The following is a 26,053-nucleotide window of genomic DNA, read 5'->3' as shown; positions in this document are numbered from 1 at the left end:
AACGCCCGCCCCCGAACGCGGCCGGCTTTGCCGTCCGCCCTACGCCTCGCCTATTCCAGCCACTTCTCCTCGACCACGATGCGGTCCTCCCCCACCCCCATGGCGCGGAGGTCCGCGATGACGCTCTTCATCATGGGCGGGGGGCCGCAGACATAGACCTTCTCGTGATGGTCGCGCAGGTTCTGCTGCAGGAGCTCCCGGTCCGTCTGCTTCTTCGGCAGGCGGGAGTGGGCCTCCTCCGTCAGGGTGAAGACGGTCTCGAGGCCCCCCATCCCCTCCCAGAGGTCGCGCAGGATGATGTCCGCCTCGGTCTTGTTCGAGTAGAGGAGCGTGCAGCCATCGAGCTCCCCCCGCTGCGCGCGCGCCTTCAGGATCGGGATGAACGGGGTCACGCCCGCCCCGCCTGCGACGAAGATGCCTCTACCCCGGTCGCGAATATCGCCGCCCGCCTCGTCGACATAGATGCGCTCGCCGGGCTGCATGTCGGGGATCAGCTCGGTGAAGCCGTCATGGTCCGGATACTGATTGGTAGGATAGCTCTTGATAACGAACTCGAGGTGCTCCTCGCCAGGCAGGGAGGTGATGGTGAAGGGCTTGCTCGCGTCCCGAAAGCCGCCTCGCTCGATGCCCCAGTGGTTGGCCTGTCCGGGGACGAAATCGTAGCCCTCGGGACGGGTCGTCGTCAGATGGTAGGTGTCGTGAGTGACCTTCTCGGTCTTTCTGAGGGTCAGAACATGTTCGGTCATCATAGGCTCCCGCTATGGTGGTGAGCGTAGGGTGCGAAGAGCGCAGGGCAACGCGCCAAAGCCGCTTGCCGCGGCACGTTTCGGCCCTCTTCCGGTGAGCGGCCCCCTCCTGGTGAGCGGCCTCTTCTCAAAGAACCAGTTTTGGTCGCAAAACTGCCGAACTCACTTTTCCGTGAGCCTAGCTAGCGTTAAGACACTCCTACCAATCCAACGGGGGATCTACCTATGCGCCATCTCGCGGCAGCCGCTGCTGCTCTTCTCGCCTCTACGGGCATCGCCAGTGCCGCCAATGTCACGCCGGACATCATCTTCGGCTCGGACAACGCCAACGGCTCGTTCACCATCGATACCGAGCAGACGCTGGAGCTCGGCCTCCGCGCCAAGCTCCGCTATGACGATCAGGGCGATCCGCAGAACACCTTCAACTATGACGGGGTCGATACCTACACCTTCGTCCAGACGGCGGGCACACCTTCGAACCGGTCGGTGTTCAACTTCGAGTGGTCAATCAACAGCGACACGGCCGACGGTTCGGACACGCTGGACAGCTATGTCTACCTGCTCGCGGTCGATTTCGATCCGGGGGCTGGCACAAACTTTGTGTTCTACGACCCCGTCCGCACGTTCGGAACCAATGCCTGGTACGGCGACAACGACACGGCAAACGGCGGCGGCACCGTCGCGAATGCCGGCGGGTCGGAGATCAACGACTTCAACGTAGCCCAGAACTCGGTGAACTACGGCTTCATTCCGAACGCGCCGCTTGGCGACGGTATCTACAGCATCATCCTGAGCGCCTTCGCGCCGGGCGACCTCGACAACCCGGTGGCGACGACCTCGATCAACGTCGTCGTCGGCGAGGAAGTGCCCCTGCCTGCAGCCTTCCCCTTCATGCTGGGTGGTCTCGCAGGCTTTGCGGCTCTTCGCCGCCGCGCTGGACGCTAGGAATCATTTCCTAGTAAAGCCAAAGCATCGCGCCCTTCGGGTTTGCCCATCGAGGCGCGATGCCATACCCTTGAAGCTATGCAGTTCCTCGGGCTCCTCGTGACGATTCTGGTGGGCATCTCCGTCTGGTACTGGCGGATCAGGATGCTGAAGAATCTCGGCGACAACGTCATCGACGCGACCAGCCGCTTCCAGGGCGCCCGCCGCCGCAAGAAGATCGCGAGCGCCACGGAAAGCTCGCCCGTCGAGGCGATCGCCGACCCCGTCACCGCCGCCGCCACGCTGATCCGCCTCCTGGTCGGAGAGGAGACCTGGCCCACCGCGCAAGGCCGCGTCCAGGTGCGCCTAGCGGAGCTATCGAGCTTTCCCCTCGCCAAGGAGGCTGTCACCTATGCCGACTGGGCGGGCAAGCAGCCGGTCGAGCGCCGCCGCGCCGTGGAGAGCCTGACCGCGCGCCTGCGCGACTGGCTGACCCTGGAGGAGCGCCAGGACCTCGTCGCCCTCGTCGCCGACGCCGCCTCCTCTGGTACGGCCAGCATCCAGGCCAAGGCCAGCCGCGAGGCGCTGGCGCTCATCAACTAGGGCTACTCGCTGCGCAGGGTCTGCCTCGCGACAGCGCCGGTGAAGCCGGCGAGAACGGCGAACTCGAAGAGCTGCAGCAGGAACGCACCAGCAAACGACCCGGCCATCCCGAGGCGGCCTGCCAGAAGCTCGGCCCAGCCCTCCGCGTCGACGCCGATGCCGAGGTCCTGCGCGATCATCGCCAGGCGGATCACCCCGCCGGCGATGATGCTGGCGAAACCTGCCAAAAGCCCCACAGCGAAAAAGACGCCCCACATGGCCGCCGCCGAAAGGGCGAGCAGCAGGAAGAGCGAGATGGTGTTCGCCCCGCCGCTGAGCTCCAGCGCCCGGCGAAGCGGACGACTGATCCCCGCCGCGATGAAGGCCGGGTAGAGATAGAGCCTGACGGAGACGTAGAGGACCACCACGGCGCCCATGAACCCCAGCGCCGGAGCAAGCCTGCGCAGAGGATAGCCCTCAGGATAGAGAAGATTGCTCCGCCCGGCATGGAGGCTTCCCTCCTCGAAGAAGTAGGCCGTGCGCAGCTCCTGGGTGGAGGCGAACTGGTCGAGAAGCTGCCCCAGCCCCGAGATGGCTCCGGTCACGACGAAGGCCGTCAGCCCCACCGACAGCACGGCAGCAAGAAGGTACTGCAGCTCCCGCTTACCAAAGGCCAAATGGAGACTGCGGTGGTGGGGCGGCATGCCGTAGGCGGCCATCCTGACCAGCGGCACCATGATGATCGCCTGGAACAGCAGCACGATGCCGGTCTGCGTCAGAAGGAAAGAAAACGTCCCCGGCCCATCGTCCCAAACCATGGGCAGACCGATCTGCGCCCCGCTCATCAAGGCCAGCGGCAGCCAAGCCACCCGAAGCGCCTGCCCGAACCGGGAGACGGCGAAACCGAGGCCGTCCTGAACGGCATGGGTCAGCTCGATACGAAGACGCTGCATCCTAACAGCTTGGACAGATCAACGGTTTGGGGGCAAGGGGAATGTGAGGGCGCCGTCCGGAAGCGTACCCTGCAACGATACTTTCCCTGTCGAAGAGGGACGTTCGAGGAAGGATCGAACGACAGGTCCGCGGCGGCGTGACAAAGCTTCACGTAGCAAGCCGAGATGTTAGGGTCCCTCGAAGAGGCGGAGCATGATTGCGATGGGCGGCAGGGACGTTCTCCAAAAAGTTCGAGGGCACCTCAGCCGCGTGACCGAGGCGGTGCGAGGGGTGAACACCTGGTCCAAGCTCGGGGCTCTCACCATCGCCTATGTCAGCGGGCTCTACACCGTCGTATTCAGCCTCACCCGCGGCTACGGCCCAGGCGAGGCTCTCGGCGTAGCGTTTCAGAACGTCCTTCCCCTCGCTTTGGTAAGCGTGATGACTTGGCTTCTGACAACGCGGTGGACCGTTCGGCGTTCCCTGGCCATTCAAGCCGTCACCCACACCGCCGGACCCATCGCGTTCGGTCTCCTCTGGTATCTCGGCATACAGATCGTACGAGGGCTGAATGCGGCGGTGCTCACCGACGGGCTCGAGCCACGCGCCTTCGTTCTCATCGTCATCGCCTGGCAGATCGTACAGGGTGCCTTCGCCTACGCGGCGGTCGTGGCTGCCGGCTATTGGAGGACCGAGCGAGAGCACCGTAGGGCGAGCGAGTCCCTATCGGCGGACGTCGACAGGCAGGCGACGCTGGTGAACCGTCTCCTAATCCGAGAGCGCGGCATCATCAGGACCATCGGTTTTGAGGAGATACAGCTCATTCGGCGGGCGGGCGACTACAGTGAGATTGTCACGCGCACAGGCCAGCACCTGTCGAACCGAAGCCTCGCCGAGATGGAAGCGGCGCTGCCGGAGGACGCGTTCGTGCGGGTCCACCGCTCTTGCATCGTCAACTTGAACGCCGTGAGCGGCGCGGAGCCTGCTGGAAACGGGCGCCTGACCGTCTTCCTCTCCAACGGCGAGATGATCGAGACCAGCCGGTCGGGTCGCACGGCCCTTCTTGCCCGCGCAGCATAGCGTTCGGCGTGTGTCGGTTCACCCGTCCGGCCTGTTCGTTCCCGGATTTCCGAGCTTGGCTTTTCGCGGTTGCCTTAGCCTGCAGCGATGAACGGCATCGCTCGCTACGGCCCCGCCCTCCTCGTCCTCCTCACGGCCTGTGTGCCGGGTTCGCCCCCAGACTCCGAGTTCGATACAGCCTCCATAGCCTTCGAAAGCGTGCGGGTGCGCACGATGACCGAGGCCGGGGTCATTGAGGACGGCCACGTCATCGTCGATGACGGCAGGATCGTCACGGTCGGCGAAGGGCCTGCCCCCGATGCGTTCGACGGCCTGCGCATCGACGGAGACGGAGCGACCCTGATGCCGGGGCTCGCCGACATGCATGTCCATTACTACGAGGACGGTGCGGGCGTCCTCTACCTCGCCAACAGCACGACCAGCGTGCGGAACCTCACGGGGAGCACGGCAGCGGTCGCCCGCGGCCGTCTCGCGACGGCGGGCGCGTTGCTCGGCCCCCGTGTCTTCACGTCCGGCCCCATCATCGACGGGGGCGAGAGCTTTCCGAACGACTTCTTCACCCGCGTCTACAGCCCCGAACAGGCCGTCGGTGCCGTGAAGGCGCAGGGCGGGGCGGGCTTCGACGCCATCAAGCTCTACGATCATCTGTCTCCGGTAACCTATCGGGCTGCGGTCGAGACCGCCAAGGCGGAGGGGCTGCGGGTCTACACCCATGTGCCCGACGAGATGACCTTCGCGGAGGTGCTCGCGCTGGAGGTCGACAGCGTGGAGCACCTCGATGGTGTGGCGGAGATGGTCGCTCGAGACGGCTTCGCGGCCGAGACCGGCAGTCGCGCTGAGATCTGGGCGCAAGCCGACCCTGCGAAGTTCGCCGACGTCGCGGCGATGACCGCCGCATCGGGGGTGTGGCAGGTACCGACCTTTGCGATCACGCATGGACGCATCCGGTCCGCCGACCCCGATGCCTACTTCGCAGCGCCCGAAGCCGCCTACCTTCCGGCATGGGCCAGCTACTGGCGGAACTCGGCCGAGGGCTATGCGAAGGACAGGCCGTACTTCGAAGCGCAGCTCAGAGAGAAGATCGCCTTCGTCAGCGCTTTGCGAGAAGCCGGGGCGAACGTCCTCGTCGGAACAGACGCACCGAACCCCTTCGTCACACCAGGCTTCTCGATCCACGAGGAGATGCAGACCCTCGTGATGGCAGGATACTCGAACGAGGAGGTGCTGACCCTAGCGACCGTCGAGGCGGCGCGGTTCCTAGGCAGGGAGGGCCAGATCGGCATCGTCGCCGAGGGGGCTGTAGCCGATCTCGTGCTGCTGCCAGGCGACCCGGCCGACGACTTGACCAGCCTTCGCAAGCCTCTGGGCGTCATGGTGAGCGGTCACTGGTACACGGCGGCCCATCTCGCCGAGGGTCTTCGAAGACGGGCTGAAGCGATGAAGCCTGAGAGCGACCGCTGATGGAAGTTCGAGAGGAATTCGCGCGTTCTCGTCCAAGCGCCGTGCCTAGCGAACCGGCGCTTTGGAAGTGAAAAGTGGTGAAGCAGGTTGAATTGAGTTCGGGTGGTTCGCTCGGCGACTACCTCTCCCGCCTGCGGGAGAGGTCAAAACCTGGCGTAGTCAGGTTTTGGGTGAGGGCCTCGGCGAAGCCGTCCTACAACGCTTGCCATCATGACCTGCATNGAGGTCAAAACCTGGCGTAGTCAGGTTTTGGGTGAGGGCCTCGGCGAAGCCGTCCTACAACGCTTGCCATCATGACCTGCATTCAGAACCCCCTCACCCTCGGTCCCTCTCCCGCAGGCGGGAGAGGGAGGCGGACCTTGCTGGCCTTTTGAACGAAGACACTGCCTACCGCCGCACCAGCGCGTAAGCGAAATCCCTGCCGTGGCCCTGCTTGATCGCCAGGGAGATCCACAGCCACGCCATCTCCTCGAGTTGGCGGGAGTGTTCGAGGCCGCGGACGACGACCGTGTCGAAGCCTAGATCTTCGGAGAGCTGCCTGACGGCAGAGGCCGCCGCCTCGTCGCTGGAGCAGACGAAGCTCACCGGGCGGCCCCCGGTATAGTCCGCATCGGCCAGGTTCTCCGCGCCCGTCTGGTTGAACGCCTTGACGATGCGGGCGCGGGGCAGCTTCTCCTTGAGATAGGCCGCCCCGGACGCGCTCCCTTTGAAGTCGAGACCGCTCAGATCGGCTGCCACCGGGTTGGTGACGTCCACGAGCACGCCGCTATAGCCGCTGCCCAGGGTCTGCGAGGCTGCATCGACCTCGGACCAGGGCACGGCCAGCACGGTGATGTCCGCCCGCCGGGCCGCCTCGGCGCTCAAAACCGTCCGCTCCGCCCAGTCGATGTCCTGGTGCTTGGCGAGGCTTTCCTCGCGCAGGAGGTAGGACACGCTGTGCCCGGCCCTGTACCAGACATGGCCTAGGGCACGGCCGATCTGACCTGCACCGATGATCGCGATATGCATCAGGGCCGTTCCCTTAGCTGAGCTGGACGCGAACCTAAGGTGCGTTGGCGATCGGAGTCTAGCCAGCGAAATCAGCGCCCTAGGGTCAGGGACCGAAGCTAGCCCCGCGCCGGGGTCTTCACGGGCGGTAGGCGCTGCGCTACCGGCTGGCCATGACCAAGATCCATATCATCGGCGCAGGGCTCGCAGGGTCCGAGGCCGCCTGGCAGGCCGCAGAGGTCGGCTGCGACGTCGTCCTTCACGAGATGCGCGGCGTGCGCGGCACCGAGGCGCACCAAACAGACCGCTGCGCCGAGCTCGTCTGCTCCAACTCCTTCCGCTCGGACGACCACGAGTACAACGCCGTGGGGCTCCTGCACGAGGAAATGCGCCGCTGCGGCTCGCTGATCCTGCGCGAGGCGGACACGCACAAGCTCCCCGCGGGCGGCGCCTTGGCCGTGGACCGCGAGGGCTTCGCCGAAGCCGTCACCCGCGCCCTCGAAAGCCACCCCCGGATCGAGATCGTCCGTGAGGAGATCGAAGGCCTGCCGCCGGAAGAATGGGGACCCACCATCATCGCCACCGGCCCCCTCACCTCGGAGAGCCTAGCGGCGGACATTCTCAAGGCCACCAGCGAGGATGAGCTCGCCTTCTTCGACGCCATCGCGCCCATCGTCTACAAGGACTCGATCGACTTCTCGAAGGCCTGGTTCCAGTCCCGCTACGACAAGGTCGGCCCCGGCGGCGACGGCAAGGACTACATCAACCTGCCCCTCGACGAAGATCAGTACAACGCGCTTCTTGACGCGATCCTCGAGGGTGAGAAAACCGACTTCAAGGAGTGGGAGAAGACCACCCAGTATTTCGACGGCTGCCTGCCCATCGAGGAGATGGCGAGGCGTGGCCGGGAGACCCTGCGCTTCGGCCCGATGAAGCCGGTGGGTCTCACCAATCCCCATAACCCCACCGTCAAGCCCCACGCCATCGTCCAGCTCAGGCAGGACAACGCTCTGGGTACGCTCTACAATATGGTGGGCTTCCAGACGAAACTGAAATACGGCGCACAAGGGGACGTGCTGCGCATGATCCCTGGCCTCGAGAAGGCGCGTTTTGCAAGGCTCGGCGGCATCCATCGCAACACTTTTCTCAACTCGCCGAGGCTTCTCGACGAGCAGCTCCGCCTGAAAAGCCGACCGCAGTTCCGTTTTGCCGGGCAGATCACCGGGGTGGAGGGCTATCTCGAAAGCGCGGCCATCGGTATGCTGACGGGTAGGCTCGCTGCCGCCGAGGCGGTGGGCGGCGAAGGCAGCCTGCCGCCGCGCACGACAGCCCTCGGCGCCCTTCACCACCATATCACAGAGGGGCATCTCGATGGCGGTAAAGGCAGCTTCCAGCCGATGAACGTCAATTTCGGCCTCTTCCCGCCCATCGAGCAGCCGACACGCGACGCCGAAGGCAACCGCATCAAGGGCAAGGAGAAGGGCCGTGCCCGGAAGAAGGCCATGAGCATGCGAGCGCTTGCCGATCTCGCCTCCTGGCTGGGCGAGACGCGCCAGGCCGCCTGACCGAGGGGTCCGGTTTCGTGGACGGGGAGTAATGTAGGGGCGGGGTAACCCTTTCCCCCCTTCCCCACGAATAGCGGGGTACAACGCATACAACTCGAAAGTGAGACCTGCCATGATCCGTACCCTTATCACCGCCGCCGTTGCCGCTGCCGCTCTTTCCGGCAACGCCTTTGCCGACGATACCCTCACCGTGGAGATCCCGAGCTGGAAGCTGAACACCCTCGAGGGCACCCAGTCCGTCTACGCCGAGCTCGAAGCCAAGGCGCACAATTTCTGCTTCAACGGCCGCCTGACCCTGACCCAGCGGAACATCGCCAGGGAGTGTGAAGCGGACGTTCTCGATCAGCTCGTCTTGAGCGCCAAGCGCCCGCAGCTCAGCTTCCTCCACGGCGAAGAAATCCGGATGGCCGGTCTCTAAGACCACGAAGGGGTGAGGCGTTCTCCCGGCGCCTTGCCCCGCCTTTCGACTCACGCTGCAGAACATAGCAAAAACATTCTTGATGTTCGCCGCTTGTTCCACTACCTTGGGCACATGCAAGCGCCCCTCAACTTCGCCGTCGACAACCGCCTGCCGGAGATGCTCGAGCGGCTGACCCAGCTTCTGCCCCCCAAGCGGCAGGAACCGGCGACCAACCCCCTGGACCAGCTCCTCTACGGCGTGGTCTCCCAGGGGCTCTCTTCTTCGGGGGCGACGGCCTGCTACAAGCGCATCCGCCAGCGCTACCCCTCCTTCGTCAGCATGCGCGACGCCGATCCCGAGGTGCTACGCACCCTGCTCGTCGGCGTGCCTGCGGCGGCGCTCAAGGCGGCCGCCCTGCCGGAGATCCTGCGGCTGGTGGAGGAGACCTCTGGCGTTCTCTCCCTCGACGCGCTGCGGCGCCTCGATACGGAGATGGCGCTGCGTTTCCTGACCAAGCTGCCCCGCGTGAACGACGACATCGCCATTTCCGTGCTGCGCTTCACCGGCGCCGAGCGTGTGGTGATGCAGGTGGACCGGGACGTGGCGCGCCCGATGCGCCGCCTTGGCCTGTCGGAGCCTGCGGCGCCCCTCTCCGCCCTCCCCCGTCAGCTCATCGAGCGGGCACCGGTTTCCTGGCGGTCGAGCGATTTCGCCGAGCTCAGCCGTGGTCTCGGCACCGTGGCCGGACGCTGGTGTCACCAAGCCAGGCCCGACTGCGCCCACTGCCCGCTGGCGAGCCTCTGCCCCACCGCCGAACGCGCCCCAAAGCCCGCTAAGGTCCTGAGCTTCCCCTTCGGCGCACGCGGATCAGCTTCGTCCCGTCAGGGCGCTGCGTAGGATCGCCAGGCGCTGAGCGAGCGGGTTGCGGCGGCGTTCGATGCGGGCCCCGCGGGTTCGGAAGAGGGTGAGCGGTAGTCCTGAGAGGCTGCCAGTTTTGTTGGTGTCGCTGCGCCTGTATTGATCGAGGGCCGCAGCCAGCTCCGCCTCTAGCTCAGGCTGCCTGCCTAAGGCGCGGGCAAAGCGCCGGGATGGCGGCTCGGTGCCGTCCTCCTGGGGTGTGGCGTCCGCAGCCGGGCCGATGCGGCAGAGGGCGTGTAGCAGGAGGGCTTCGTTTCCTGCACTGAGGTAGTTCCTGACATCGCGAGTATCGCTCAGCCCCCTCCGCCCTTCGGGCACCTCCCCCATTCCATGGGTGAGGGAAGTAGGACTACCCTCGCTCTCGTCTTCGCTCCCCCTCTTTGAGGGGGAGCTGCCGGCAGGCTGAGGGGGAGAAGCCACCATCTCCAACGCTATCGACAGAGGCACATAAATGCCGCGTCGGTTCTCAAGCGACTCTGCAACCGAACGGTCCTCGCCCGGCTCGAGAAAGGGCTCGAGACCATCCACCAGCTTGCCAAGGCCGTCTTGCAGCTCGTCTTTCGCAGGGTGGTCGGACAGGCTTACCGACAAGGCCTCCACCACCGGATGCTGCCTGACCGGGGCGCTGCCGAACACCTCCTCCAGCGCCTCCCGCCACCACTGAAGTCTGATACGGCCCAGCATCCCGTTCGAGACGCGGGCTGGGCTGGCGATCACCTCCGCCGCGAAGCCGAGGATGGAGAGCCACGCCCCCCTCCCCTCGCCTGGCACGTAAGGAAGGGGCAGGAGCCAGTCCGGCTCTAACCCCTCTACTAGCTCTAGGAGATAGGAAGCCTGCGCCTCCGTGAGCGGGGCGAAGGCATCCGGCTTCACGGCCTGGCGTCGGCGGTCTTGCCCTGGGGAGCGGTGTTCTCGTTCCACTCCCGCTTGACGCCTGTCGCCAGAAGCAGCGGCGAGGCGATGTAGACCGTCGAGTAGGTCCCGATGAAGACGCCCCAGATCAGCGCAATGGAGAAGCCGCGCAGCACCTCGCCGCCGAACAGGAACAGCGAGACAACCGCCAGGAAGGTGGTCAACGAGGTCATGATGGTCCGGCTGAGGGTCTGGTTGACCGAGAGGTTGATCACGTCGCGCAGCGGCATCTGCTTGAACTTGCGCAGGTTCTCGCGGATCCGGTCGTAGATCACCACCGTGTCGTTCATCGAGTATCCGATGATGGTCAGAAGCGCCGCGATGATGGCCAGGGTAAACTCGAGCTGCAGCGCCGCGAACAGGCCCACGGTCAGGATCACGTCGTGGGTCAGGGCGAGGATCGCGCCGATCGAGAAACGGAACTCGAACCGGAACGAGATGTAGAGCAGCATCAGACCGATGGCGACGACCAGCGCGGTGACGCCTCGCTTGACCAGCTCGCCGGAGACCGTCGGCCCGACCACATCCACCCGGCGCACCTCGATACCCTCGCCCAGCGCCTCGCGAAGCGCGCCCTGAATGGCGGTGGCCACTTGGTTCTGCATGCTGTCGCCCTCGCCCTCCTCATCGGCGGGGATGGCTTCGACCACGGCAACGATGGACCGCTCCTCATCGGACGCGCCGATGAACTGAACGCCGATATCGCCCAGACCCAGCGCTCCGACGCTTTCGCGGGCGGCGGAGAGGTTGCCCTCATCGAAGCTCTCACCGGCAGGCGCTCCCACCTCGACGGTCACCCCGCCGCGAAAGTCGATGCCGAGGTTGAGCCCAAGGGTGAAGAAGGCCGCGATGGAGCCGATGATCGCCAGCACGCTGAGCACCTGCGCGATACGGCGGTACTTGACGAAGTCGATCTTGGTCTCGGCGGGGATGAGCTGAAAAGCCATGGGAACCTCAGATCGAGAGCGTCTTGGGACGGCGCTTCAGCACGTAGCCGCCGGCGAAGACGCGGGTGATGACGAAGGCCGTGAAGACCGAGGTGATGACGCCGATGCCGAGCGTTACGGCGAAACCCCTGACCGGGCCGGAGCCGAGCTGGAACATGATGGCCGCTGCGATCAGCGTCGTGAGGTTCGCGTCGAGAATGGCCGACCAGGCGTTCTTATAGCCCGACTCCACCGCCATCACCGGCAGCTTGCCGCCCTGAAGCTCCTCCCGGATCCGCTCGAAGATCAGCACGTTGGCGTCCACCGCCATGCCGATGGTGAGCACGATGCCTGCAATGCCCGGCAGGGTCAGCGTCGCGCCGAGGAGCGACAGCGCGCCCGCGATCAGCAGCACATTGGCGAAGAGCGCGATGTCGGCATAAAGACCGAAGCGGCCATAGGTGAAGGCGATATAGACGATCACCAGGCCAAAGCCGATCAAGAGCGCCTGGGTCCCCGCCCGCACCGAGTCGGCGCCGAGCCCCGCGCCCACGGTGCGCTGCTCGATCACCTCGAGCGGTGCGGGCAGCGCGCCGGACTTGATGAGGACGGCCAGCTCCTGCGCCTCGGCGGGGCCGAAGCTGCCGGTGATGCGGCTTCTGGCCGAGAGGATGGGGCTCTGGATGCGGGGGGCGGAGATGATCTGCTCGTCAAGCACGATCGCGAAGAGCCGCCCGACATTGTCACGGGTCACGTCGGCCCAGCGCCGCTGGCCCTGCGCGTCCATAGTGATGTTCACCTGGAAGCCGCCGCCGTCGCTGTTGGGGCTGGAGCTCGCCTCGGAGATCATGTCCCCGGTGATATCCGGCGTCGCGTAGAGGGCGAAGGGGATGCCGCTGTCAGGATCGACCAGCACCAGGCGGCGCGGCGGCACACGGCCGGAGGAGATGTCCGTGGGCGTGACGCTCTCATCGATCAGGTGGAAGTTGAGCTGCCCGGTCCGTCCGATGACCGATTTGAGGCGCTCCGAATCGCCGTCGCCCGGCACCTGCACCACCAGGCGGTCGTCGCCCTGGCGCTGGATGATGGGCTCGGTCGTGCCCAGCGCGTCGATCCTCCGTCGCACCGCCTCGATGGAGGCCGTCACCGCATCGGCTGCGTAGAAGGCCTTCGCCTCCTCGGTCAGAGAGTAGTAGAGCCGCCGGTTCTCGGCATCCGCACGCACCGCCGTGTCGCGCCCCGCCCCGTTGGGCAGCGGACGGGAGAGACGGCGCAGACGGCGCTCGGCCTCCTCGAAGTCTTGTCCCTCCACCACCCGCAGGGAGATCTCGTCGCCATCCCGCTGCACCTGGCTGAAGCGGATGCGCGGCTGGCGCCGGAACTCGCGGGTGATCTCGCCGCGCAAATTGTTAGTGCGGCTGTCGATGACGCTCTCCGTGCCCACTTCGAGCAGCAGGTAGGACCCCCCTTGAAGGTCGAGGCCCAGGGTCAGGCCGGTATCGGGAAAGCCCGGCACCGCAAGCTCGCCCTCCGCGTTGCGCTCGAGGAAGTTGGGGATCGTCACATAGGCGGCGAGCACCATCAGCACGATGAGACCGATGGTCTGCCAGCGGTTGAAGCGAAGCAAGGCGGAGGTCCTTAGGTTTTGGCGGCCGGTTTGGCGGTGTCGTTAGCGGGGGTGGGCTCACCCTTTACCCGCACATCGGTAAGGCTTGTCTTGATGACCTGCACTTCGACACCCTCGGTGAGGCGAACGGTGATCTCAGGGCCTTCGCCCGGCACCTTGGTGACCTTGCCGACGAGACCGCCCGCAGTCACCACGGTATCACCGCGCTTCACGCCCTCGACCATGGCCTGGTGCTTCTTGCGCTGCTGCATCTGCGGGCGGATGATCAGGAAGTAGAAGACCAGCGCCATCAGCGCGAAGGGGATGAGCGAGGTCAGCGGGTTCGGTGCGGCAGGCCCTTCCACGGTCTGGGCGGCGGCGGAGCTGATCAGAAGGAAGGCGGTGGTCACGCTGGCGGGCTTTCTTTCTTGGCCGAAAGCGGCTCGGGGGAAGATGAGCGGAGCCTATAGGCGTGCTTACGGGGTGACCGCAACCATGCGCGGGTAACCTGCGTGGTCCTTTTTCGTCAGGACAGAGCGGCCGGGGAGCGCCTCCTTGTAGATCGCCTCGGCGCTCTCCCCCTGATCGTAGCCGATCTCGATGAAGGCCGAGCCGGACGGGTGCAGAAGGCGGGCGATGACCTGCGCCACCTCGCGGTGCGCCTCGAGGCCGTCCTCGCCCGAGAACAGCGCGCTGTGCGGCTCGAAGCGCGCCGCTCCGGCCGCCTGCTCGTCGCCCTCGGCGATATAGGGCGGGTTGGCGAGGATCACGTCGAAGAGCTCGGTCCCCATGGAAAGCGGTGTGTCGGCGAAGCTCAGAAGCTCGAACCGTGCCCGACCGTCGAGCCGCAGGGCCGTGCGGTTGCGCTCTGCGGTCGACAGGGCCTCGCGGCTGACATCGGTGCCGACGCCCTCCGCCCGCGGCAGCTCGCTGAGGGCGCTGAGTAGAAGGCAGCCCGAACCCGTGCCGAGGTCCAGCACGCGCTGCGGATGGGCCGCCAGCGCTGCCTCAACCAGCATCTCGCTCTCAGGGCGGGGAATCAGTACCGATGGGTTCACCGCGAACGGCCTGCCGTAGAACTCCTGCCGCCCGGTGATATAGGCCACCGGCTCCCCCTCCCGGCGGCGCCTCAGAAGCTCTGCATAGCGGGTGAGTACGGCTTCGGGCACCGCCTCGCGATCGGCCGCGATCAGCTGCGCCCGGTCGAGCCCCGAAGCCTCGGACAGCAGCACCCGCGCATCGAGCTGCGCTGTGGGCGAGACCTTCAGGCGGCGCGCACCGCGCGCCAAAGCGTGGGCGTAGGTTTCCTTGCGGAAGATCATGGCGGGGTGTTCGCGTCGGTTGCAGGGGGTGTCAATGAGGAGTGGCTCGTAGGGTAGAAGCTGGAAGGCGGCTACCTCGCCGCGCTCTCTGCCTCGAAAAGGTGGCCGCCTACCAGCGTCCACCCTACATTCAAGCGCTCGAAACCAGGACCGCCCTACGGCCTACGTCTCTTCGTTCATCGCGGCGAGCTGCGCCGTTTGTGCTTCCAGAGTCAGCGCGTCGATCAACTCGTCGAGGGCCTCCCCGGCGATGATCTTGTCGAGCTTGTGGAGCGTGAGGCCGATGCGGTGGTCGGTCACCCGGCTCTGAGGGAAGTTGTAGGTGCGGATGCGCTCCGAGCGGTCGCCCGAGCCCACCTGGCTCTTCCTGTCGGCGGAGCGTTCGGCGTCGATCCTAGCCCGCTCGGCATCGTAGAGGCGCGCGCGCAGCACCTTCATCGCCTTGGCGCGGTTCTTGTGCTGGGACTTCTCGTCCTGCTGGATGACGATGAGGCCGGTGGGCAGATGGGTGATGCGCACCGCCGAATCGGTCGTGTTCACCGACTGACCGCCGGGGCCGGAGGCGCGGAAGACGTCGATGCGAAGGTCGGCATCGTTGATCTCGATGTCCACATCCTCGGGCTCGGGGAGGACGGCGACGGTGGCGGCGGAGGTGTGGATGCGGCCTTGCGTCTCCGTCTCCGGCACCCGCTGAACACGGTGCACGCCGCTCTCGAACTTCATCCGCCCAAAGACGTTATCCCCACTGATCGAGGCCTGGATCTCCTTATAGCCGCCTACCCCGCTCTCGGAGCTGTCCAGCACCTCCACCTTCCAGCCCTGGTCGGAGGCGTAGCGCTGATACATGCGGAAGAGGTCGCCCGCGAAGAGCGCCGCCTCGTCACCCCCCGTCCCCGCACGCACTTCGAGGATCACCGGCGCGTTGTCGGCCTTGTCCTTGGGCAGCAGCATGAGTTGGAGCTGGCTTTCGAGCTCGGGAATGCGGTCCTTCAGCGAAGCCATCTCCTCCCGCGCCATCTCGGCCATGTCCGGGTCGTCACCCTCGGCCATCTCCTTGGCGTCGTCCAAGTCGCTACGCGCCGTGGTCAGCTCCGCCGCAGCCTCGGCGACAGGCTTCAACTCGGCATGCTCCTTCGACAGCCGGACGATGTCGTCCGGGTCCGAGACGGTCTGCATTTCGGTCTCGACGGCACGAAAACGGGAGACGACGGCGTCGAGTTTGTCCTGGGGAATCATGGGAGGCGCTTAGCGAAGGTCGAGTGGCGCGTCAGCCAATTTCATGCCGGCGCCGCTACGCCCGGTCGAAGAACAGAACCTGGATCAGCCGACCATCCTGAAGAGAGGATCCAAAACCCGGACCTGCCGTGTGCCAGAGCCACGGCCGCAGGATCAGAAGGCGGTTGAACTTCATCGGCACATGCATGGTCTCCTCCCATTTCGACCGGTCATGCCCGTCCTGAAGGAGGATCTCGTTGAAGCGTATTTTCGCCTCCTCCTGATTCCTCGCTCCCAGTTTCTGAAGGTCGGAAGCCTCGTAGAGCCAACGGTCGGTGCCGGTTTCCTTATGACGGTAGAAATGCGTCCCGCTCTCTCCGTGCTCGGGCAGGCTGAGATAGAGAATGGCCGACCAGTAGCAGGGGTCGATATGGATATCCGCCCTGCCCTTGTCCTGTGCTAGGGTGATGCGCGTCCGCCCGTGGCCGTAATCCTTCCTCGCCCTCAACGGCTCACCGACGAGACGGGAGATTTCCTGGTCCAGACCCTCCGGCAGAATGCGTTTCGAAGAGTTTCGTCCAGGGTAGCCCTCGTTCTTCTGGTCGTCGGGATAGTCGAGAGAAAGGGCCGCTTCACGGTAACCCTCGGCGTTTTCCAGAAAGTCGTCGACGATGATCATGGAGGTTGGCACGGGCACTCCTTGACTGTGCTCAATTCGGTAGTCGCGACAGCAGTGGCAGACGCGGTGCTGTCTTCCGCCTACTCCGCCGCAGCCTGGGCCGCCTCGATCTCGGCGGCCTTCTCTTCGCAGAGCGTGACCAGCTTCTCGATCATGTCCTCGTTCTTGAGCTTCGAAGCCGGGACGCCGCCCAGGTACAGCATGCCTGCCTCGGCGCCGCCGCCGGTGAAGCCGATATCGGTCTCGCGGGCCTCGCCGGGGCCGTTGACGACGCAGCCGATGACCGAAAGCGACATGGGCGTCGAGATATGAGCGAGGCGCTTCTCCAGCTTCTCCACCGTGCGGATCACGTCGAAGCCCTGGCGCGCACAGGAGGGGCAGGAGATGACATTGACGCCCCGGTGGCGGAGGCCAAGCGATTTGAGGATGTCGAAGCCGACCTTGATCTCCTCCTCGGGCTCGGCCGAGAGCGAGACGCGGACCGTGTCGCCAATGCCCGCCCAGAGGAGATTGCCGAGGCCGATGGAGCTCTTGATGGTCCCCGACATCAGGCCGCCCGCCTCGGTGATGCCGAGATGGAGCGGCGCCTCGGTGGCGTCGGCGAGGGCGTGGTAGGCCGCCACGGTCAGGAAGACGTCGGAGGCTTTGACCGAGATCTTGTACTCCCGGAAGTCGTGCTCCTCGAGGATGCCCGCGTGGAAGAGCGCGCTTTCGACCATCGCCTCCGGGCAAGGCTCGCCGTACTTCTCGAGAAGGTGCTTCTCCAGCGAGCCGCCATTGACGCCGATGCGCATGGAGCAGCCGTGATCCTTGGCCGCCTGGACCACCTCGGCCACACGGGACTCGTTGCCGATGTTGCCGGGGTTGATACGCAGGCAGGCCGCGCCGTTCACCGCCGCTTCGATCCCGCGTTTATAGTGGAAGTGGATGTCCGCCACGATCGGCACGGGGGAGAACTGGGTGATCTCCTTCATCGCCGCCGTCGAGGCCTCGGTCGGGCAGGAGACGCGCACGATGTCGGCGCCCGCCTCGGCGATGCGCTCGATCTGCTCCAGCGTCGCCTTGGCGTCGGCCGTATCGGTATTGGTCATGGACTGGACGGCGATGGGGGCATCGCCGCCGACAGGGACGTTGCCCACCATGATCTGGCGGCTCTTGCGCCGGTCGATATCTCTCCAGGGCCTAACGCTCATCGGGAACTGTCCTGCTGCCGTGCTACGCCCCTCACCTAGGCTCGCTTGTCCCCAGGCTCAACAGGGGAAGGCGAGCGCTCTTAGTAGGGCCGGTCGAAGGTGAAGCGCGCGGTCTGGCGGGCGTTGTCGCCGCGGACTGTGCCGGGGTCGTAGCGCCAGCGCTCCAGGGCAGCGAGGGCCGCACCGTTGAAGCAGGGGTTGGACGAAGAGGTGATTCGCCCGCCCGTTGGCCTGCCTCGGCCGTTGATGGTGTAGGCCACGGTCACGGTCTCGATCGGCTCGGCATTGCCCTCGCAGAGCGGCGGGTAGACCGGGTCCACGGCGACCAGCCTGCGCAGCGGACGCAGCGCCTCCGCCTCGGGTTCGGGGGCTGCCTCGGCAGCGGACTGTACTGGAGGCGTTTCCTCGACCGGAACGGGTTCGACACTCTCTGTCACGGCTGCGGTCTGCGACGCGGTAGGTTGACCCTCAGCCTGACCTTCACCGGCAGGGGGTTCCTCGGCGACTGATTCGGTCTGGGCCTCCGCTGGAACGGCACTCGGCTCCGCCGGGCGCACGACCTCCGTCTGGTCGTCCTTGGAGAAGGTGAAGCGGCTGGCATCCTCGGGCAGCTCGGGCGAGGCCGAGATCAGCAGCTTCCAGACGCAGAAGAGAACGAAGCCGACGATGGCCAGGACCAGCAGCACGCTCAGCTCGCGGCCGCCATCGGGGTCCTTGGGGCGGCGCGGCGCGTCGATCCGGCTGGCCCGGTCGCGCACCTCATAGCCGATCTCCCGGCGGAAGCGCTCCATCAGCGCGTCCTCAGGCAAGGACACCTCGCGGGCATAGGCCCTGACGAAACCCATCGTGTAGGGCTGGGATGGCAAGACCTCGCGGTTCATCTCCTCGATGGCGGCGAGGTTCTGCGCCTTGATGTTGGTGCGCAGGGCCACGTCATGCACGGAAAGGCCCAGGGCCTCGCGCGCAGCACGAAGCATCGCCCCGGCATGGCCGAGGGTCCCCTCGGCTTCACCGTTGCGCCGAGCCCGCTCCTCCTGAAGAGCGACCACATCGGCGACTGAACGCTTGTCGGCTTGACCCATAGACACCTACCTTCAACCTACCCTGTTCCGCCATCAGACGGAACCCTTATTCGGGACGGTCCAGAAACGTGCCTCCCTCCATGCGAGCATCGTGCCGCACGGTCACATGACGTGATGGAGAATGCGCGAGCAGCCCGCGATGTTCCCCAACATGTTGTCATCTTTGCGCAAAGTGGGAACTTGGTTACACCGCCATGATGGCAAATGAGCTCGACCTGCGCGGCCTTCGGTGCCCCCTCCCCGTCCTCAAACTGGAAGCCGCCATGCGGCGGATGGCGAGGGGTGAGAGCATGGTCGCGGTCGCGGACGACCCGCTCGCCAAGCTAGACCTCCCCCATGCCGCTAAAGGTGCCGGCTTCGTCTGTGAACCCGTTGCCCTCCAAGACCCTGAAGCCTTCGCCTACCGGGTGAGCGCACCGGATTCATGAAAAGATGGCCTAGGGGGATGGGCGACGGGGTAAAGAACTGTTAATAAGCAAGTTGAGCCGCACTTTCCGCACCCCAGCGGGCGGCCGGGGTAGAAGCAAGGGCAAAGGCGAGGGGGCAGGATACATGATGGCATGGCGTAGGATACGGGGCGTTGCCCTCGCTGGCCTGATGGCCGGAACGGCGCTCTCCGCACAGGCTTTTGCCGATTACGAGAACGCGCTCGAGACCTATATCGCGGCGAAGGGGCAGCAGGATGTCCAGAGCCGCGTCATCGGCGCGATCGACCTGTGGCAGAAATCGGCGCTGGCGGGCGATGTCCGCTCGGCTCGCATTCTCGGCGACCTTTACAGCCACCAGAACCTCGTTCCCGGTGACGATGACATGCTGCCCGAGGAGACCGGCGTGGTCCTGAAGGACTCGGTGGAGGCCCTGGCCTGGTACACCATCGCCGCCACCCACGACTTCGACGACTACCAGCAGAAGACCCCCCTGCCCGCCGAGATCGGCGCCCGCATCGCAGCGCAGCGGCGGCTTCCCCTGGTCCGCGAGATGATGACCGACGGACAGGTCGTGGCGGCTCAGCGCCGGGTGGAGGACCTTCTAGGCGGCGGCTCCGGCTTCGACCTGCTGCGGCTCGGGAAGATGCGCGCCCAGGGCATTGGCCTGCCGAAGAGCAATGTCGAGGCGCTGAAATATCTCTACCTCGCCAAGGGGCGTGGGCGCGGCACCAGCGCCGCCGCCAGCACCATGGTCGGCACGCTGGAGACCCTCATGGCGCAGACCGACGTCGCAGCGGCCAAGACCTTGGCGGAGGAGTGGCAGCCGCCCCTTCCCGACACCTACGCCTCACTCACCAAGAGCGAGCGCGATGCCAAGGACCAGCTCACCAAGCTGCAGTTCCAGGAGATCCGCGCCGCCCTCGACGAGCTCACCAAGGAGTTCAAGGGCGACGAGGAAGTCGTCGACAAGGCGCTGCGCGCGGTCGGCTTTTTCTTCGACGAGAACGACAACAACAAGCTCGACAAGGCCGAGCGGGTTGCCGCGATCAAGCGCTTCCAGACCTCGCTCTTCATCGACCGGCGTGGCGGACGCCCACTCTCCAACGAAGAGCGCGCCATGGCCTCCGATGTGGCCACCGGCATTCTCGATCCTCTTCAGACGGTCGAGCTGATGCGGCGCGCCGCCGAGCGAGGACACGCCCCCTCCCAGCACATCTATGGCGTCATGTTGGGCCGCGGCATCGGTACCAAGAAGGACGGCGTCGCCGCCATCGAGATGCTCAAGCGGGCCGCCGACCAGGACTACCCCCTGGCGCACTACTCGGCGGGCATCTTCTACGTGGAGGGCATCATCGCCGAGCGTCCTCTTCAGCAGAGCATCACCGAGGCCTGCTTCCACCTGCGCATGGCCGGCTACCTCAAATACGAGCCGGGCAACAAGGCGCAGAAAGCCTACTGCAACTTCGACTAAGGGACGGATGATCTCATGGCAAAACACGCGCTTCAGACCCCGCCCATCGCCCTCGCGGCCCTCTGCACGGCCCTCGCGCTGACCGCCCCTGCGGCAGCGCAGATCGGCGGCTTCGAGACGGAGATTTCCAAGCCGAAGAAGACCGAGAAGATCGTCAAGGAACATATCGTCGACGTCCGCACCGACTCCCAATGGAAGGGCGCGAAGACGATCAAGGAGGCGCTGGCTCGGGTGAAGGAGAACGGCGAGATCGTCGTCCATCCCGGCACTTACAGGCCCGAGGCGATCACCCTGACCAAGTCGGTCTCTATTCGAGGGCTGCGCGACGAGCGCGGCCGGATGCCCGTCCTCGAAGGCAGCGGTTCTTGCCTGAAAGTCGGCAGCTCCAAGGTCTCCGCCAGGGTCACGAGCATCATGTTCGTGGCGAACAGCGATCAGTGCGTGTCGATCTCGGCAGGCGCGCTGGAGATGACCAACACCCAAATCGTCGGCAAGCGTCGCAGCTACGCACAGCCGGTGAGCCTGAACGGCGAGAGCCATCTCGAGCCGTTCAACCTCGACAGCGTGGTCAAGAGCCCGCAGGCGCTCCTCTCCATCACCGGAGGCCGCGTGCGGGTTTCTAACTCGGTCATCGAAGGCGGCAATAACGGCGTGCGCATCCACGCCCGCGACAGTGCTTCGACCTACGACCATGTCGAGCTGCAGAACAACACCATCTCCCAGATGAGCGGCGCCGGTGTCGTGCTCGTCGGCAATGTGGATGCCGATCTCAGCCACAACACCATCACCTCCAACCAGATGAGCGGCATCGTCTATGCCGGCACCGGTCAGGCGCGTCTGGTGGGCAACACCATCTCGAACAACCGCCACAACGGGCTCTACGTTCAGGGCACGGGCGATGCGGTGTCGATCGAGGGCAACCGCTTCCACGACAATGTGGGCGACGGCATCGAGGTCCGCTCGGGCACGGCCATTCTTGTCGGCAACCAGTTCGGCGACCACGTCTCCGGCTGCAAGGTGAACTCGCCCTCCGGCAAGAAGGGGCAGGCCTCCGGCGTGACGCTTCTGGCCGACCATGTCGGCATGAAGCAGTTCGACGCCCGCGGGATGTGCGACCAGCCCAAGCGCCGCCGCAAGCGCAGCTAGCAGGTCGCCAGGCTTCTCAACACAAGGCCCGCCACTCTGGCGGGCCTTTCTGCTATCGGCGGAACCCATGGCCGAAGACCTTCCCGTCAATGACGAGCTGACGATCCCAGCAGCGCAGCTCGAAGAGCGCTTCGTCCGAGCTTCCGGCCCCGGCGGGCAGAACGTCAACAAGGTGGCCACCGCCGTGCAGCTCCGCTTCGACCTGGCGGCGAATGAGCAGCTCCTTCCGGCGCAAAAGGCCCGCCTTGCAAGGCTGGCGGGGAGCCGCCTCACCAAGGAAGGGGCGATCCTCCTCCAGGCCGACAGCCACCGCACCCAGAGCGCCAACCGCGAGGATGCGCGCCGCCGCCTGGCCCAGATGATCCGCGAGGCCCTCCCCCGCCCGACGCCGCGCAAGAAGACGAGACCGACGAAGGGCTCGATCGAGCGGCGCCTGAAGGCCAAGCAGCAGCGGGGTGAGTTGAAGACCTCGCGGCGGCCACCTTCAGCGGGTGAGTAGAGGCGGTATCTTCGACCTTAGCGGGCTGCTGCCTGCGTACTCGGCCTTAGGGCGGTCAGCGGCGAGGCCTTTGGTCGCGTTTCGAAGCTCGGTACTTATAACGTGGCCAGCCCCTCGGCTGACCGCCCTACAGGTCTTCGCATGGTCGCGCAGCGATCCATGGGACCCTTCTTACTCCGCCGCGCCCCGGCTGTCCGTTTAGGAGATGGGTCCCACGGTCTGCGGCTTCGCCTCCGCCGTGGGAAAGCATCTTTGGGGACGGCGATGGCACACAAAGGGGGGTCAACCCTCAGCCCAACCCAAAAAAGCCCGCGCGAGGGTCGCGCGGGCTATCTTGTCTAAGAAAACGAGGGCGCTTACGCAGCGCCGATGGCTTCTTGCGGGTCGATCTTCACGCCGGGGCCCATGGTGGAGCTGACGGCGATCTTCTGGATGTAGGTGCCTTTCGCGCCGGAGGGGCGGGCCTTCTGGACCGCGCCGACTAGGGCTTTGATGTTCTCGGCCAGCTTGTCGGCGTCGAAAGAGGCCTTGCCCACGCCTGCGTGGACGATGCCGTTCTTCTCGACACGGAACTGCACCGCGCCGCCCTTGGCGTCCTCGATGGCTTTCGCCACGTTCGGGGTCACCGTGCCGACTTTCGGGTTCGGCATGAGGCCGCGGGGGCCAAGCTGCTTACCGAGGCGGCCCACCAGGGGCATCATATCCGGGGTCGCGATCAGACGGTCGAAATCCATCTTGCCGCCCTGGATCTCCTCCATGAGGTCCTCTGCGCCGACGATGTCCGCACCGGCAGCCTTGGCTTCGTCGGCCTTGGCGTCGCGGGCGAAGACGGCGACGCGGATGTTCTTGCCCGTGCCGTTAGGCAGGGTGGCGACGCCGCGGACCATCTGGTCGGCATAGCGGGGATCGACGCCGAGATTGATGGCGATCTCCACCGTCTCGTCGAACTTGGCTTTCGCCCGCTCCTTCACCGCAGCGGCGGCTTCGTCGACGGTGTGCAGCTTCTCGCGGTCCAGACCCTCGCGGATGGACTTCATGCGCTTACCTTCAGCCATGTCTTAGCCCTCCACCTTGAGGCCCATGGCCCGTGCGGACCCGGCGATGATCTTGGCAGCCTGCTCGATAGAGTTGGCGTTGAGGTCGGCCATCTTGGCCTCGGCGATCTCTTCGAGCTGCTTCTGGGTCACCGAACCGGCGACCTCACGTCCGGGGGTCTGGCCGCCCTTCTGCAGCTTCGCGGCCTTCTTGAGGAAGTAGCTCGCGGGCGGCGACTTCGTCTCGAAGGTGAAGGACTTGTCGGAGAAGATCGTGATGATCGTGGGGATCGGCATCCCCTTCTCCTTGTCCTGCGTGGCGGCGTTGAACGCCTTGCAGAACTCCATGATGTTGAGGCCGCGCTGACCGAGCGCGGGACCGATGGGCGGCGACGGGTTCGCGGCCCCGGCTGGCACCTGAAGCTTCAGGTAGCCGGCAATCTTCTTTGCCATGAGACACACCTCTCGAAAGGTTGATGTGAGCGTGGTGCAGGATGGCGTCCCTCCCACGCGTGAAGGGGCGGCCCCTATCCCCCGGAACCCCTTTTGGCAAGGGGTCTTGCCGCGCCTGCGAAGGCTCTTGCGGCGATTGCAGGTGTCGAATCCGATACACGCGAACTGGCACGGTTCATGCTTGTTCACATGGACAGATGTCCACCTTCGTGCTCGGATGTTCCGATCAAGGCCACAGGCAACAAGACCAGGCCGCTGGAACGACTGACGCCGGGATGGGAGACGGGCATCAGCGTGGAGGAAACGATGACACATCTGACCGAAGACATGACCGCGGACCTCGCCGGACGCTTCCAGCGCGCCTATTCGAGGGGCTCTTCCGCCGCGCCGTTCGAGCGGCTCTCCTCGCTTCGCGCCTATGCTGCGGCAGGCCGGACGCCGATCGTCGACCTGCCCGCCTGGGACCCGGACGAGGAAGCCTTCACCGGCGATCTCAGCGAGCGCTAGGGCACCAACCTCTTAGGCGTCTCGACGGTGAAGCGGCTCTCCGCATCCCCGGTGTTGAGGGTCGTGGCCCGCTCGAACATCAGCACGATGGGGGATTCGCTGAGCGCCCTGGGCCTGTGCTCGACGCCGGCGGGGACGTTGAGGAAGTCGCCCTCCTCGAGCTCGACGGTGCCGTCTCTCAGGTCGATGGCCACCCTGCCCTTGAGGACGAGAAACGCCTCGTCCTCTTCCGGATGACTGTGCCAGTCGAAGGCTGAACCGAACTTGGCGACCTTGACCTGGGCCTCGTTGACGTCTGCGACGATGTGGGGGTCGAAGAACCGGTCGATCCTGGCTTCGGCGAGGTCGGCAATGGCGATCTTCTCAAGCACGGGCAGTGCCCCCCATCGGATCGCCGGACATGTCGTCCGTCCCCATCAGCCTGTCCCAGAAGCGGAAGAACAGGCCGTAGTTCCGGCTGAACTTGGTGTGGTGAAGATTGTGGTGCCGTGCCGTGATGAGCCACCGGCCTACCGGTCCGTCCAGAAAGCGCTTCGGGTACACCTCCCAACCCGCATGGTTCATCACCGCCTGCAGCGTGGCGATAGCGACGAAGGTGACGAAGGCCGACAAGTGCATGGGGATGACGAAAGCTAAAAACGGCACGAACCAGGCCGCCGCCGCCGCCTCCCACCCGCTGAAGGCGAAGCTGGCAAACGAGCTCGGCTGCTTCGAGGTGTGGTGGGTGTGATGCGTCGCGCGGTAGAAGCGCGGCAGATGCATCAGCCGGTGGGTCCAGTAGAAGTAGGCGTCCTGCAGCAGCATCAGCGCCAGCACCGCACCTGGTATCCACAGCCAGCCTAGAAGGCTCGTAGGCGTTTCGGTGGTCAGCGCCGTGCCGCCGTTCTTGAACGCCTGCACGAGGACCGCGGCGGGTAGCGCGTAGATCAGCGAAGAAAGGGCGGAGGTCTTGATCTCACGGCGGAGATGCTCGCGGCGCGGCCTTGCGGTCGTGAGGGGGCTGGCAAAGGAAAGCGGGCGCCGCCCCCACATGACGTGGTGAACGGCGCCCGCCAGAAGAAGGTAGCGCAGGAAGATGGGAACGAGCAGCCAGAGATAGGTCTCGATGAAGCTGCCCGTCACCGCTCGTCGCCTCTTGCGTGCTTAGTTCGTCTTCTGCTGCTGGAGCACGGTGTTGGTGTCGAGGCCGTGCTTGCGGGCGCGGCGGTCGAGCAGGGTGCGCCAGTTCGACATGGACATGAGCTGGGCGTAGAGGATCGGCAGGATGTTGCTCTTGCGCAGCTCGAGGAACTTGTCGTCGGAGAGGTTCTTCAGGCGCTCTTCCTCGACGCCGACATAGCGGGCGAAGGCCTGCTGCTCTTTGCCGTCGGGGCTGTACTGGGCCATCTGCTGGGCGAGGAGGTCGTAGCCCTTGAGGGTCTCGGCGAAGCGCTGGGTCTGGATGCGGTCGCGCTCGTAGCTCTGGCAGAATTCCATCGCCTGCTGCATCGACTCGGAGGGCTCGCCGTTCTCGAAGAAGGGGATCTCGGGGCTGGAGGACAGGCCCTCATACTCGCCGTCGACGATGATCGCCATGCGTGGGTTCTGCTGGTCGCCCTGCTTATCCTGGGCGAGGGCGAAGGGGTAGCGGCGGATATAGCCCGGCGTGTAGTGGTCCGCCGTCCAGTTGCCGTCCTCTTCGATGAACAGGTTCTCGTCGTCGACGAGACCGAGCACGGCAAGGGGGATCGGGTTCTCGACCGAGGCGAAGATCACCGGGTAGGTGCGCATGGCGGTGGTGATCTCGCTGAGGGTCAGCGGAACCGCGCGGGCGGCGGCGCAGAAAGCCAGCGGGTTCTCGGGGCGGGTGATGCCCATGTTCCCGTGCTGCTCGCGGGTGACGAGCTCGGCGCGGCGGAAGAGGTACATCTGACCTTCGACGGAAGGGGAACTGGCGGGAGGAGTCTGGCTCATAAGTATTCCGAACGGTGTTGTGGTTCTTTCC

At 65.5% G+C, this 26,053-nt stretch carries 29 protein-coding genes; 12 read left to right on the top strand and 17 right to left on the bottom strand.

The genetic code is table 11. From position 1 onward, the window contains the following. Positions 1–50: 50 nt before the first annotated feature. Positions 51–746 (bottom strand): ferredoxin reductase domain-containing protein, encoded by a 696-nt coding sequence (locus NOG11_RS07020; RefSeq protein WP_256619002.1) that lies wholly within the window; start codon positions 744–746, stop codon positions 51–53. A gap of 225 nt (positions 747–971) precedes the next feature. On the opposite strand from NOG11_RS07020, the gene NOG11_RS07015 reads away from it, so the two are divergent. Next, entirely contained in the window at positions 972–1,691 is a 720-nt protein-coding gene (locus NOG11_RS07015; protein WP_256619001.1) for a VPLPA-CTERM sorting domain-containing protein, read from the top strand. Positions 1,692–1,769: 78 nt separating this feature from the next. Next, positions 1,770–2,273: a hypothetical protein gene (locus tag NOG11_RS07010; RefSeq protein WP_256619000.1), complete on the top strand. Its 504-nt coding sequence runs from the start codon at positions 1,770–1,772 to the stop codon at positions 2,271–2,273. A gap of 2 nt (positions 2,274–2,275) precedes the next feature. On the opposite strand, the gene NOG11_RS07005 is transcribed toward NOG11_RS07010, so the two are convergent. Next, on the bottom strand, positions 2,276–3,205 hold the full coding sequence (locus NOG11_RS07005; RefSeq protein ID WP_256618999.1) for a hypothetical protein: 930 nt from the start codon (positions 3,203–3,205) through the stop codon (positions 2,276–2,278). 193 nt (positions 3,206–3,398) lie between these two features. Between NOG11_RS07005 and NOG11_RS07000 the strand changes: the two genes are divergently transcribed. Both NOG11_RS07000 and NOG11_RS06995 read left to right on the top strand, forming a co-directional pair. After that, complete coding sequence (locus NOG11_RS07000; RefSeq protein ID WP_256618998.1) at positions 3,399–4,265, top strand: LytR/AlgR family response regulator transcription factor; 867 nt, start codon at positions 3,399–3,401, stop codon at positions 4,263–4,265. 87 nt (positions 4,266–4,352) lie between these two features. Then, positions 4,353–5,726 carry an amidohydrolase family protein gene (locus NOG11_RS06995; RefSeq protein WP_256618997.1) on the top strand — a complete coding sequence of 458 codons (1,374 nt, stop codon included), beginning with the start codon at positions 4,353–4,355 and terminating at the stop codon, positions 5,724–5,726. A 387-nt stretch (positions 5,727–6,113) separates the two neighbouring features. Here NOG11_RS06995 and NOG11_RS06990 read toward each other — a convergent pair whose 3' ends face one another. Beyond that, positions 6,114–6,734: an NADPH-dependent F420 reductase gene (locus NOG11_RS06990; protein WP_256618996.1), complete on the bottom strand. Its 621-nt coding sequence runs from the start codon at positions 6,732–6,734 to the stop codon at positions 6,114–6,116. A gap of 152 nt (positions 6,735–6,886) precedes the next feature. On the opposite strand from NOG11_RS06990, the gene trmFO reads away from it, so the two are divergent. The 3 genes from trmFO (at position 6,887) to NOG11_RS06975 (ending at position 9,575) form a co-directional block, all read left to right on the top strand. Beyond that, the gene (gene trmFO / locus NOG11_RS06985) at positions 6,887–8,278 is read left to right on the top strand and encodes a methylenetetrahydrofolate--tRNA-(uracil(54)-C(5))-methyltransferase (FADH(2)-oxidizing) TrmFO (RefSeq protein ID WP_256618995.1); all 1,392 of its coding nucleotides are present in this window, start codon (positions 6,887–6,889) and stop codon (positions 8,276–8,278) included. Between the two features lie 112 nt (positions 8,279–8,390). Next, positions 8,391–8,696 (top strand): UrcA family protein, encoded by a 306-nt coding sequence (locus NOG11_RS06980; protein ID WP_256618994.1) that lies wholly within the window; start codon positions 8,391–8,393, stop codon positions 8,694–8,696. A 114-nt stretch (positions 8,697–8,810) separates the two neighbouring features. Beyond that, positions 8,811–9,575: a hypothetical protein gene (locus tag NOG11_RS06975; RefSeq protein WP_256618993.1), complete on the top strand. Its 765-nt coding sequence runs from the start codon at positions 8,811–8,813 to the stop codon at positions 9,573–9,575. Here NOG11_RS06975 and NOG11_RS06970 read toward each other — a convergent pair. The 9 genes from NOG11_RS06970 to NOG11_RS06930 all read right to left on the bottom strand — a co-directional run bounded on the left by NOG11_RS06970 (position 9,546) and on the right by NOG11_RS06930 (position 18,531). Beyond that, a complete protein-coding gene (locus NOG11_RS06970) occupies positions 9,546–10,469 on the bottom strand; it encodes a squalene/phytoene synthase family protein (protein ID WP_256618992.1) in 924 nt (307 codons plus the stop codon). The two genes, NOG11_RS06975 and NOG11_RS06970, sit on opposite strands and share 30 nt — an antisense overlap. After that, positions 10,466–11,455, bottom strand: a complete 990-nt coding sequence (gene secF, locus NOG11_RS06965; protein WP_256618990.1) for a protein translocase subunit SecF — start codon at positions 11,453–11,455, stop codon at positions 10,466–10,468. Before secF ends, NOG11_RS06970 begins: the two co-directional genes overlap by 4 nt. Positions 11,456–11,462: 7 nt before the next feature. Further along, on the bottom strand, positions 11,463–13,061 hold the full coding sequence (gene secD / locus NOG11_RS06960; protein WP_256618989.1) for a protein translocase subunit SecD: 1,599 nt from the start codon (positions 13,059–13,061) through the stop codon (positions 11,463–11,465). Between the two features lie 11 nt (positions 13,062–13,072). Beyond that, positions 13,073–13,450 (bottom strand): preprotein translocase subunit YajC, encoded by a 378-nt coding sequence (gene yajC, locus NOG11_RS06955; RefSeq protein WP_256618988.1) that lies wholly within the window; start codon positions 13,448–13,450, stop codon positions 13,073–13,075. A gap of 66 nt (positions 13,451–13,516) precedes the next feature. After that, complete coding sequence (prmC, locus tag NOG11_RS06950) at positions 13,517–14,362, bottom strand: peptide chain release factor N(5)-glutamine methyltransferase (protein ID WP_256618987.1); 846 nt, start codon at positions 14,360–14,362, stop codon at positions 13,517–13,519. 162 nt (positions 14,363–14,524) lie between these two features. Next, the gene (gene prfA, locus NOG11_RS06945) at positions 14,525–15,598 is read right to left on the bottom strand and encodes a peptide chain release factor 1 (RefSeq protein WP_256618986.1); all 1,074 of its coding nucleotides are present in this window, start codon (positions 15,596–15,598) and stop codon (positions 14,525–14,527) included. 55 nt (positions 15,599–15,653) lie between these two features. Further along, positions 15,654–16,268, bottom strand: a complete 615-nt coding sequence (locus tag NOG11_RS06940; RefSeq protein ID WP_256618985.1) for a DUF6445 family protein — start codon at positions 16,266–16,268, stop codon at positions 15,654–15,656. Positions 16,269–16,336: 68 nt separating this feature from the next. Continuing rightward, a complete protein-coding gene (gene ispG, locus NOG11_RS06935; RefSeq protein ID WP_256618984.1) occupies positions 16,337–17,449 on the bottom strand; it encodes a flavodoxin-dependent (E)-4-hydroxy-3-methylbut-2-enyl-diphosphate synthase in 1,113 nt (370 codons plus the stop codon). An 80-nt stretch (positions 17,450–17,529) separates the two neighbouring features. Further along, the gene (locus tag NOG11_RS06930) at positions 17,530–18,531 is read right to left on the bottom strand and encodes a TonB family protein (RefSeq protein ID WP_256618983.1); all 1,002 of its coding nucleotides are present in this window, start codon (positions 18,529–18,531) and stop codon (positions 17,530–17,532) included. Positions 18,532–18,728: 197 nt separating this feature from the next. Here NOG11_RS06930 and NOG11_RS06925 point away from each other — a divergent pair, with 197 nt between their 5' ends. From NOG11_RS06925 to arfB, 4 genes are all read left to right on the top strand, one after another. Further along, entirely contained in the window at positions 18,729–18,959 is a 231-nt protein-coding gene (locus tag NOG11_RS06925; protein WP_256618982.1) for a sulfurtransferase TusA family protein, read from the top strand. A gap of 127 nt (positions 18,960–19,086) precedes the next feature. Then, on the top strand, positions 19,087–20,430 hold the full coding sequence (locus tag NOG11_RS06920; protein ID WP_256618981.1) for a tetratricopeptide repeat protein: 1,344 nt from the start codon (positions 19,087–19,089) through the stop codon (positions 20,428–20,430). Between the two features lie 15 nt (positions 20,431–20,445). Next, a complete protein-coding gene (locus NOG11_RS06915) occupies positions 20,446–21,576 on the top strand; it encodes a right-handed parallel beta-helix repeat-containing protein (protein WP_256618980.1) in 1,131 nt (376 codons plus the stop codon). A 67-nt stretch (positions 21,577–21,643) separates the two neighbouring features. Continuing rightward, positions 21,644–22,075, top strand: a complete 432-nt coding sequence (arfB, locus tag NOG11_RS06910; protein WP_256618979.1) for an alternative ribosome rescue aminoacyl-tRNA hydrolase ArfB — start codon at positions 21,644–21,646, stop codon at positions 22,073–22,075. Positions 22,076–22,431: 356 nt separating this feature from the next. On the opposite strand, the gene rplA is transcribed toward arfB, so the two are convergent. Both rplA and rplK read right to left on the bottom strand, forming a co-directional pair. After that, positions 22,432–23,130 (bottom strand): 50S ribosomal protein L1, encoded by a 699-nt coding sequence (rplA, locus tag NOG11_RS06905; RefSeq protein WP_256618978.1) that lies wholly within the window; start codon positions 23,128–23,130, stop codon positions 22,432–22,434. Between the two features lie 3 nt (positions 23,131–23,133). After that, a complete protein-coding gene (rplK, locus tag NOG11_RS06900; protein ID WP_256618977.1) occupies positions 23,134–23,562 on the bottom strand; it encodes a 50S ribosomal protein L11 in 429 nt (142 codons plus the stop codon). A 306-nt stretch (positions 23,563–23,868) separates the two neighbouring features. Here rplK and NOG11_RS06895 point away from each other — a divergent pair, with 306 nt between their 5' ends. Then, the gene (locus NOG11_RS06895) at positions 23,869–24,069 is read left to right on the top strand and encodes a hypothetical protein (RefSeq protein ID WP_256618976.1); all 201 of its coding nucleotides are present in this window, start codon (positions 23,869–23,871) and stop codon (positions 24,067–24,069) included. On the opposite strand, the gene NOG11_RS06890 is transcribed toward NOG11_RS06895, so the two are convergent. Genes NOG11_RS06890 through NOG11_RS06880 form a run of 3 tightly spaced genes read right to left on the bottom strand, consistent with a single transcriptional unit; the run spans position 24,066 to position 26,022 of the window. Further along, positions 24,066–24,440: a cupin domain-containing protein gene (locus NOG11_RS06890; protein ID WP_256618975.1), complete on the bottom strand. Its 375-nt coding sequence runs from the start codon at positions 24,438–24,440 to the stop codon at positions 24,066–24,068. The two genes, NOG11_RS06895 and NOG11_RS06890, sit on opposite strands and share 4 nt — an antisense overlap. Continuing rightward, a complete protein-coding gene (locus NOG11_RS15140; protein ID WP_256618974.1) occupies positions 24,433–25,191 on the bottom strand; it encodes a sterol desaturase family protein in 759 nt (252 codons plus the stop codon). The genes NOG11_RS06890 and NOG11_RS15140 overlap by 8 nt, the downstream gene beginning before the upstream one ends. 21 nt (positions 25,192–25,212) lie before the next feature. Next, a complete protein-coding gene (locus tag NOG11_RS06880) occupies positions 25,213–26,022 on the bottom strand; it encodes a SapC family protein (RefSeq protein ID WP_256618973.1) in 810 nt (269 codons plus the stop codon). Positions 26,023–26,053 lie beyond the last annotated feature (31 nt).

Source organism: Parvularcula maris (assembly GCF_024505085.1).
In the GTDB taxonomy this organism is placed as follows: domain Bacteria; phylum Pseudomonadota; class Alphaproteobacteria; order Caulobacterales; family Parvularculaceae; genus Parvularcula; species Parvularcula maris.
The sequence above is the reverse complement of the archived record's forward strand: the minus strand, read 5'-3'. Positions and strand labels throughout refer to the sequence as shown.

Coding starts and splice junctions, on each gene's coding strand:
- NOG11_RS06995 (WP_256618997.1), top strand. CDS start 4,353: ATGAACGGCATCGCTCGCTACGGCCCCGCCCTCCTCGTCCTCCTCACG.
- NOG11_RS07015 (WP_256619001.1), top strand. CDS start 972: ATGCGCCATCTCGCGGCAGCCGCTGCTGCTCTTCTCGCCTCTACGGGC.
- NOG11_RS06930 (WP_256618983.1), bottom strand. CDS start 18,531: ATGGGTCAAGCCGACAAGCGTTCAGTCGCCGATGTGGTCGCTCTTCAG.
- rplA (WP_256618978.1), bottom strand. CDS start 23,130: ATGGCTGAAGGTAAGCGCATGAAGTCCATCCGCGAGGGTCTGGACCGC.
- NOG11_RS07020 (WP_256619002.1), bottom strand. CDS start 746: ATGACCGAACATGTTCTGACCCTCAGAAAGACCGAGAAGGTCACTCAC.
- prmC (WP_256618987.1), bottom strand. CDS start 14,362: ATGATCTTCCGCAAGGAAACCTACGCCCACGCTTTGGCGCGCGGTGCG.
- arfB (WP_256618979.1), top strand. CDS start 21,644: ATGGCCGAAGACCTTCCCGTCAATGACGAGCTGACGATCCCAGCAGCG.
- NOG11_RS06895 (WP_256618976.1), top strand. CDS start 23,869: ATGACACATCTGACCGAAGACATGACCGCGGACCTCGCCGGACGCTTC.
- prfA (WP_256618986.1), bottom strand. CDS start 15,598: ATGATTCCCCAGGACAAACTCGACGCCGTCGTCTCCCGTTTTCGTGCC.
- NOG11_RS07010 (WP_256619000.1), top strand. CDS start 1,770: ATGCAGTTCCTCGGGCTCCTCGTGACGATTCTGGTGGGCATCTCCGTC.
- NOG11_RS06975 (WP_256618993.1), top strand. CDS start 8,811: ATGCAAGCGCCCCTCAACTTCGCCGTCGACAACCGCCTGCCGGAGATG.
- NOG11_RS07005 (WP_256618999.1), bottom strand. CDS start 3,205: ATGCAGCGTCTTCGTATCGAGCTGACCCATGCCGTTCAGGACGGCCTC.
- NOG11_RS06880 (WP_256618973.1), bottom strand. CDS start 26,022: ATGAGCCAGACTCCTCCCGCCAGTTCCCCTTCCGTCGAAGGTCAGATG.
- NOG11_RS06920 (WP_256618981.1), top strand. CDS start 19,087: ATGGCATGGCGTAGGATACGGGGCGTTGCCCTCGCTGGCCTGATGGCC.
- rplK (WP_256618977.1), bottom strand. CDS start 23,562: ATGGCAAAGAAGATTGCCGGCTACCTGAAGCTTCAGGTGCCAGCCGGG.
- NOG11_RS06915 (WP_256618980.1), top strand. CDS start 20,446: ATGGCAAAACACGCGCTTCAGACCCCGCCCATCGCCCTCGCGGCCCTC.
- NOG11_RS07000 (WP_256618998.1), top strand. CDS start 3,399: ATGATTGCGATGGGCGGCAGGGACGTTCTCCAAAAAGTTCGAGGGCAC.
- NOG11_RS06925 (WP_256618982.1), top strand. CDS start 18,729: ATGGCAAATGAGCTCGACCTGCGCGGCCTTCGGTGCCCCCTCCCCGTC.
- secF (WP_256618990.1), bottom strand. CDS start 11,455: ATGGCTTTTCAGCTCATCCCCGCCGAGACCAAGATCGACTTCGTCAAG.
- ispG (WP_256618984.1), bottom strand. CDS start 17,449: ATGAGCGTTAGGCCCTGGAGAGATATCGACCGGCGCAAGAGCCGCCAG.
- trmFO (WP_256618995.1), top strand. CDS start 6,887: ATGACCAAGATCCATATCATCGGCGCAGGGCTCGCAGGGTCCGAGGCC.
- NOG11_RS06980 (WP_256618994.1), top strand. CDS start 8,391: ATGATCCGTACCCTTATCACCGCCGCCGTTGCCGCTGCCGCTCTTTCC.
- NOG11_RS06990 (WP_256618996.1), bottom strand. CDS start 6,734: ATGCATATCGCGATCATCGGTGCAGGTCAGATCGGCCGTGCCCTAGGC.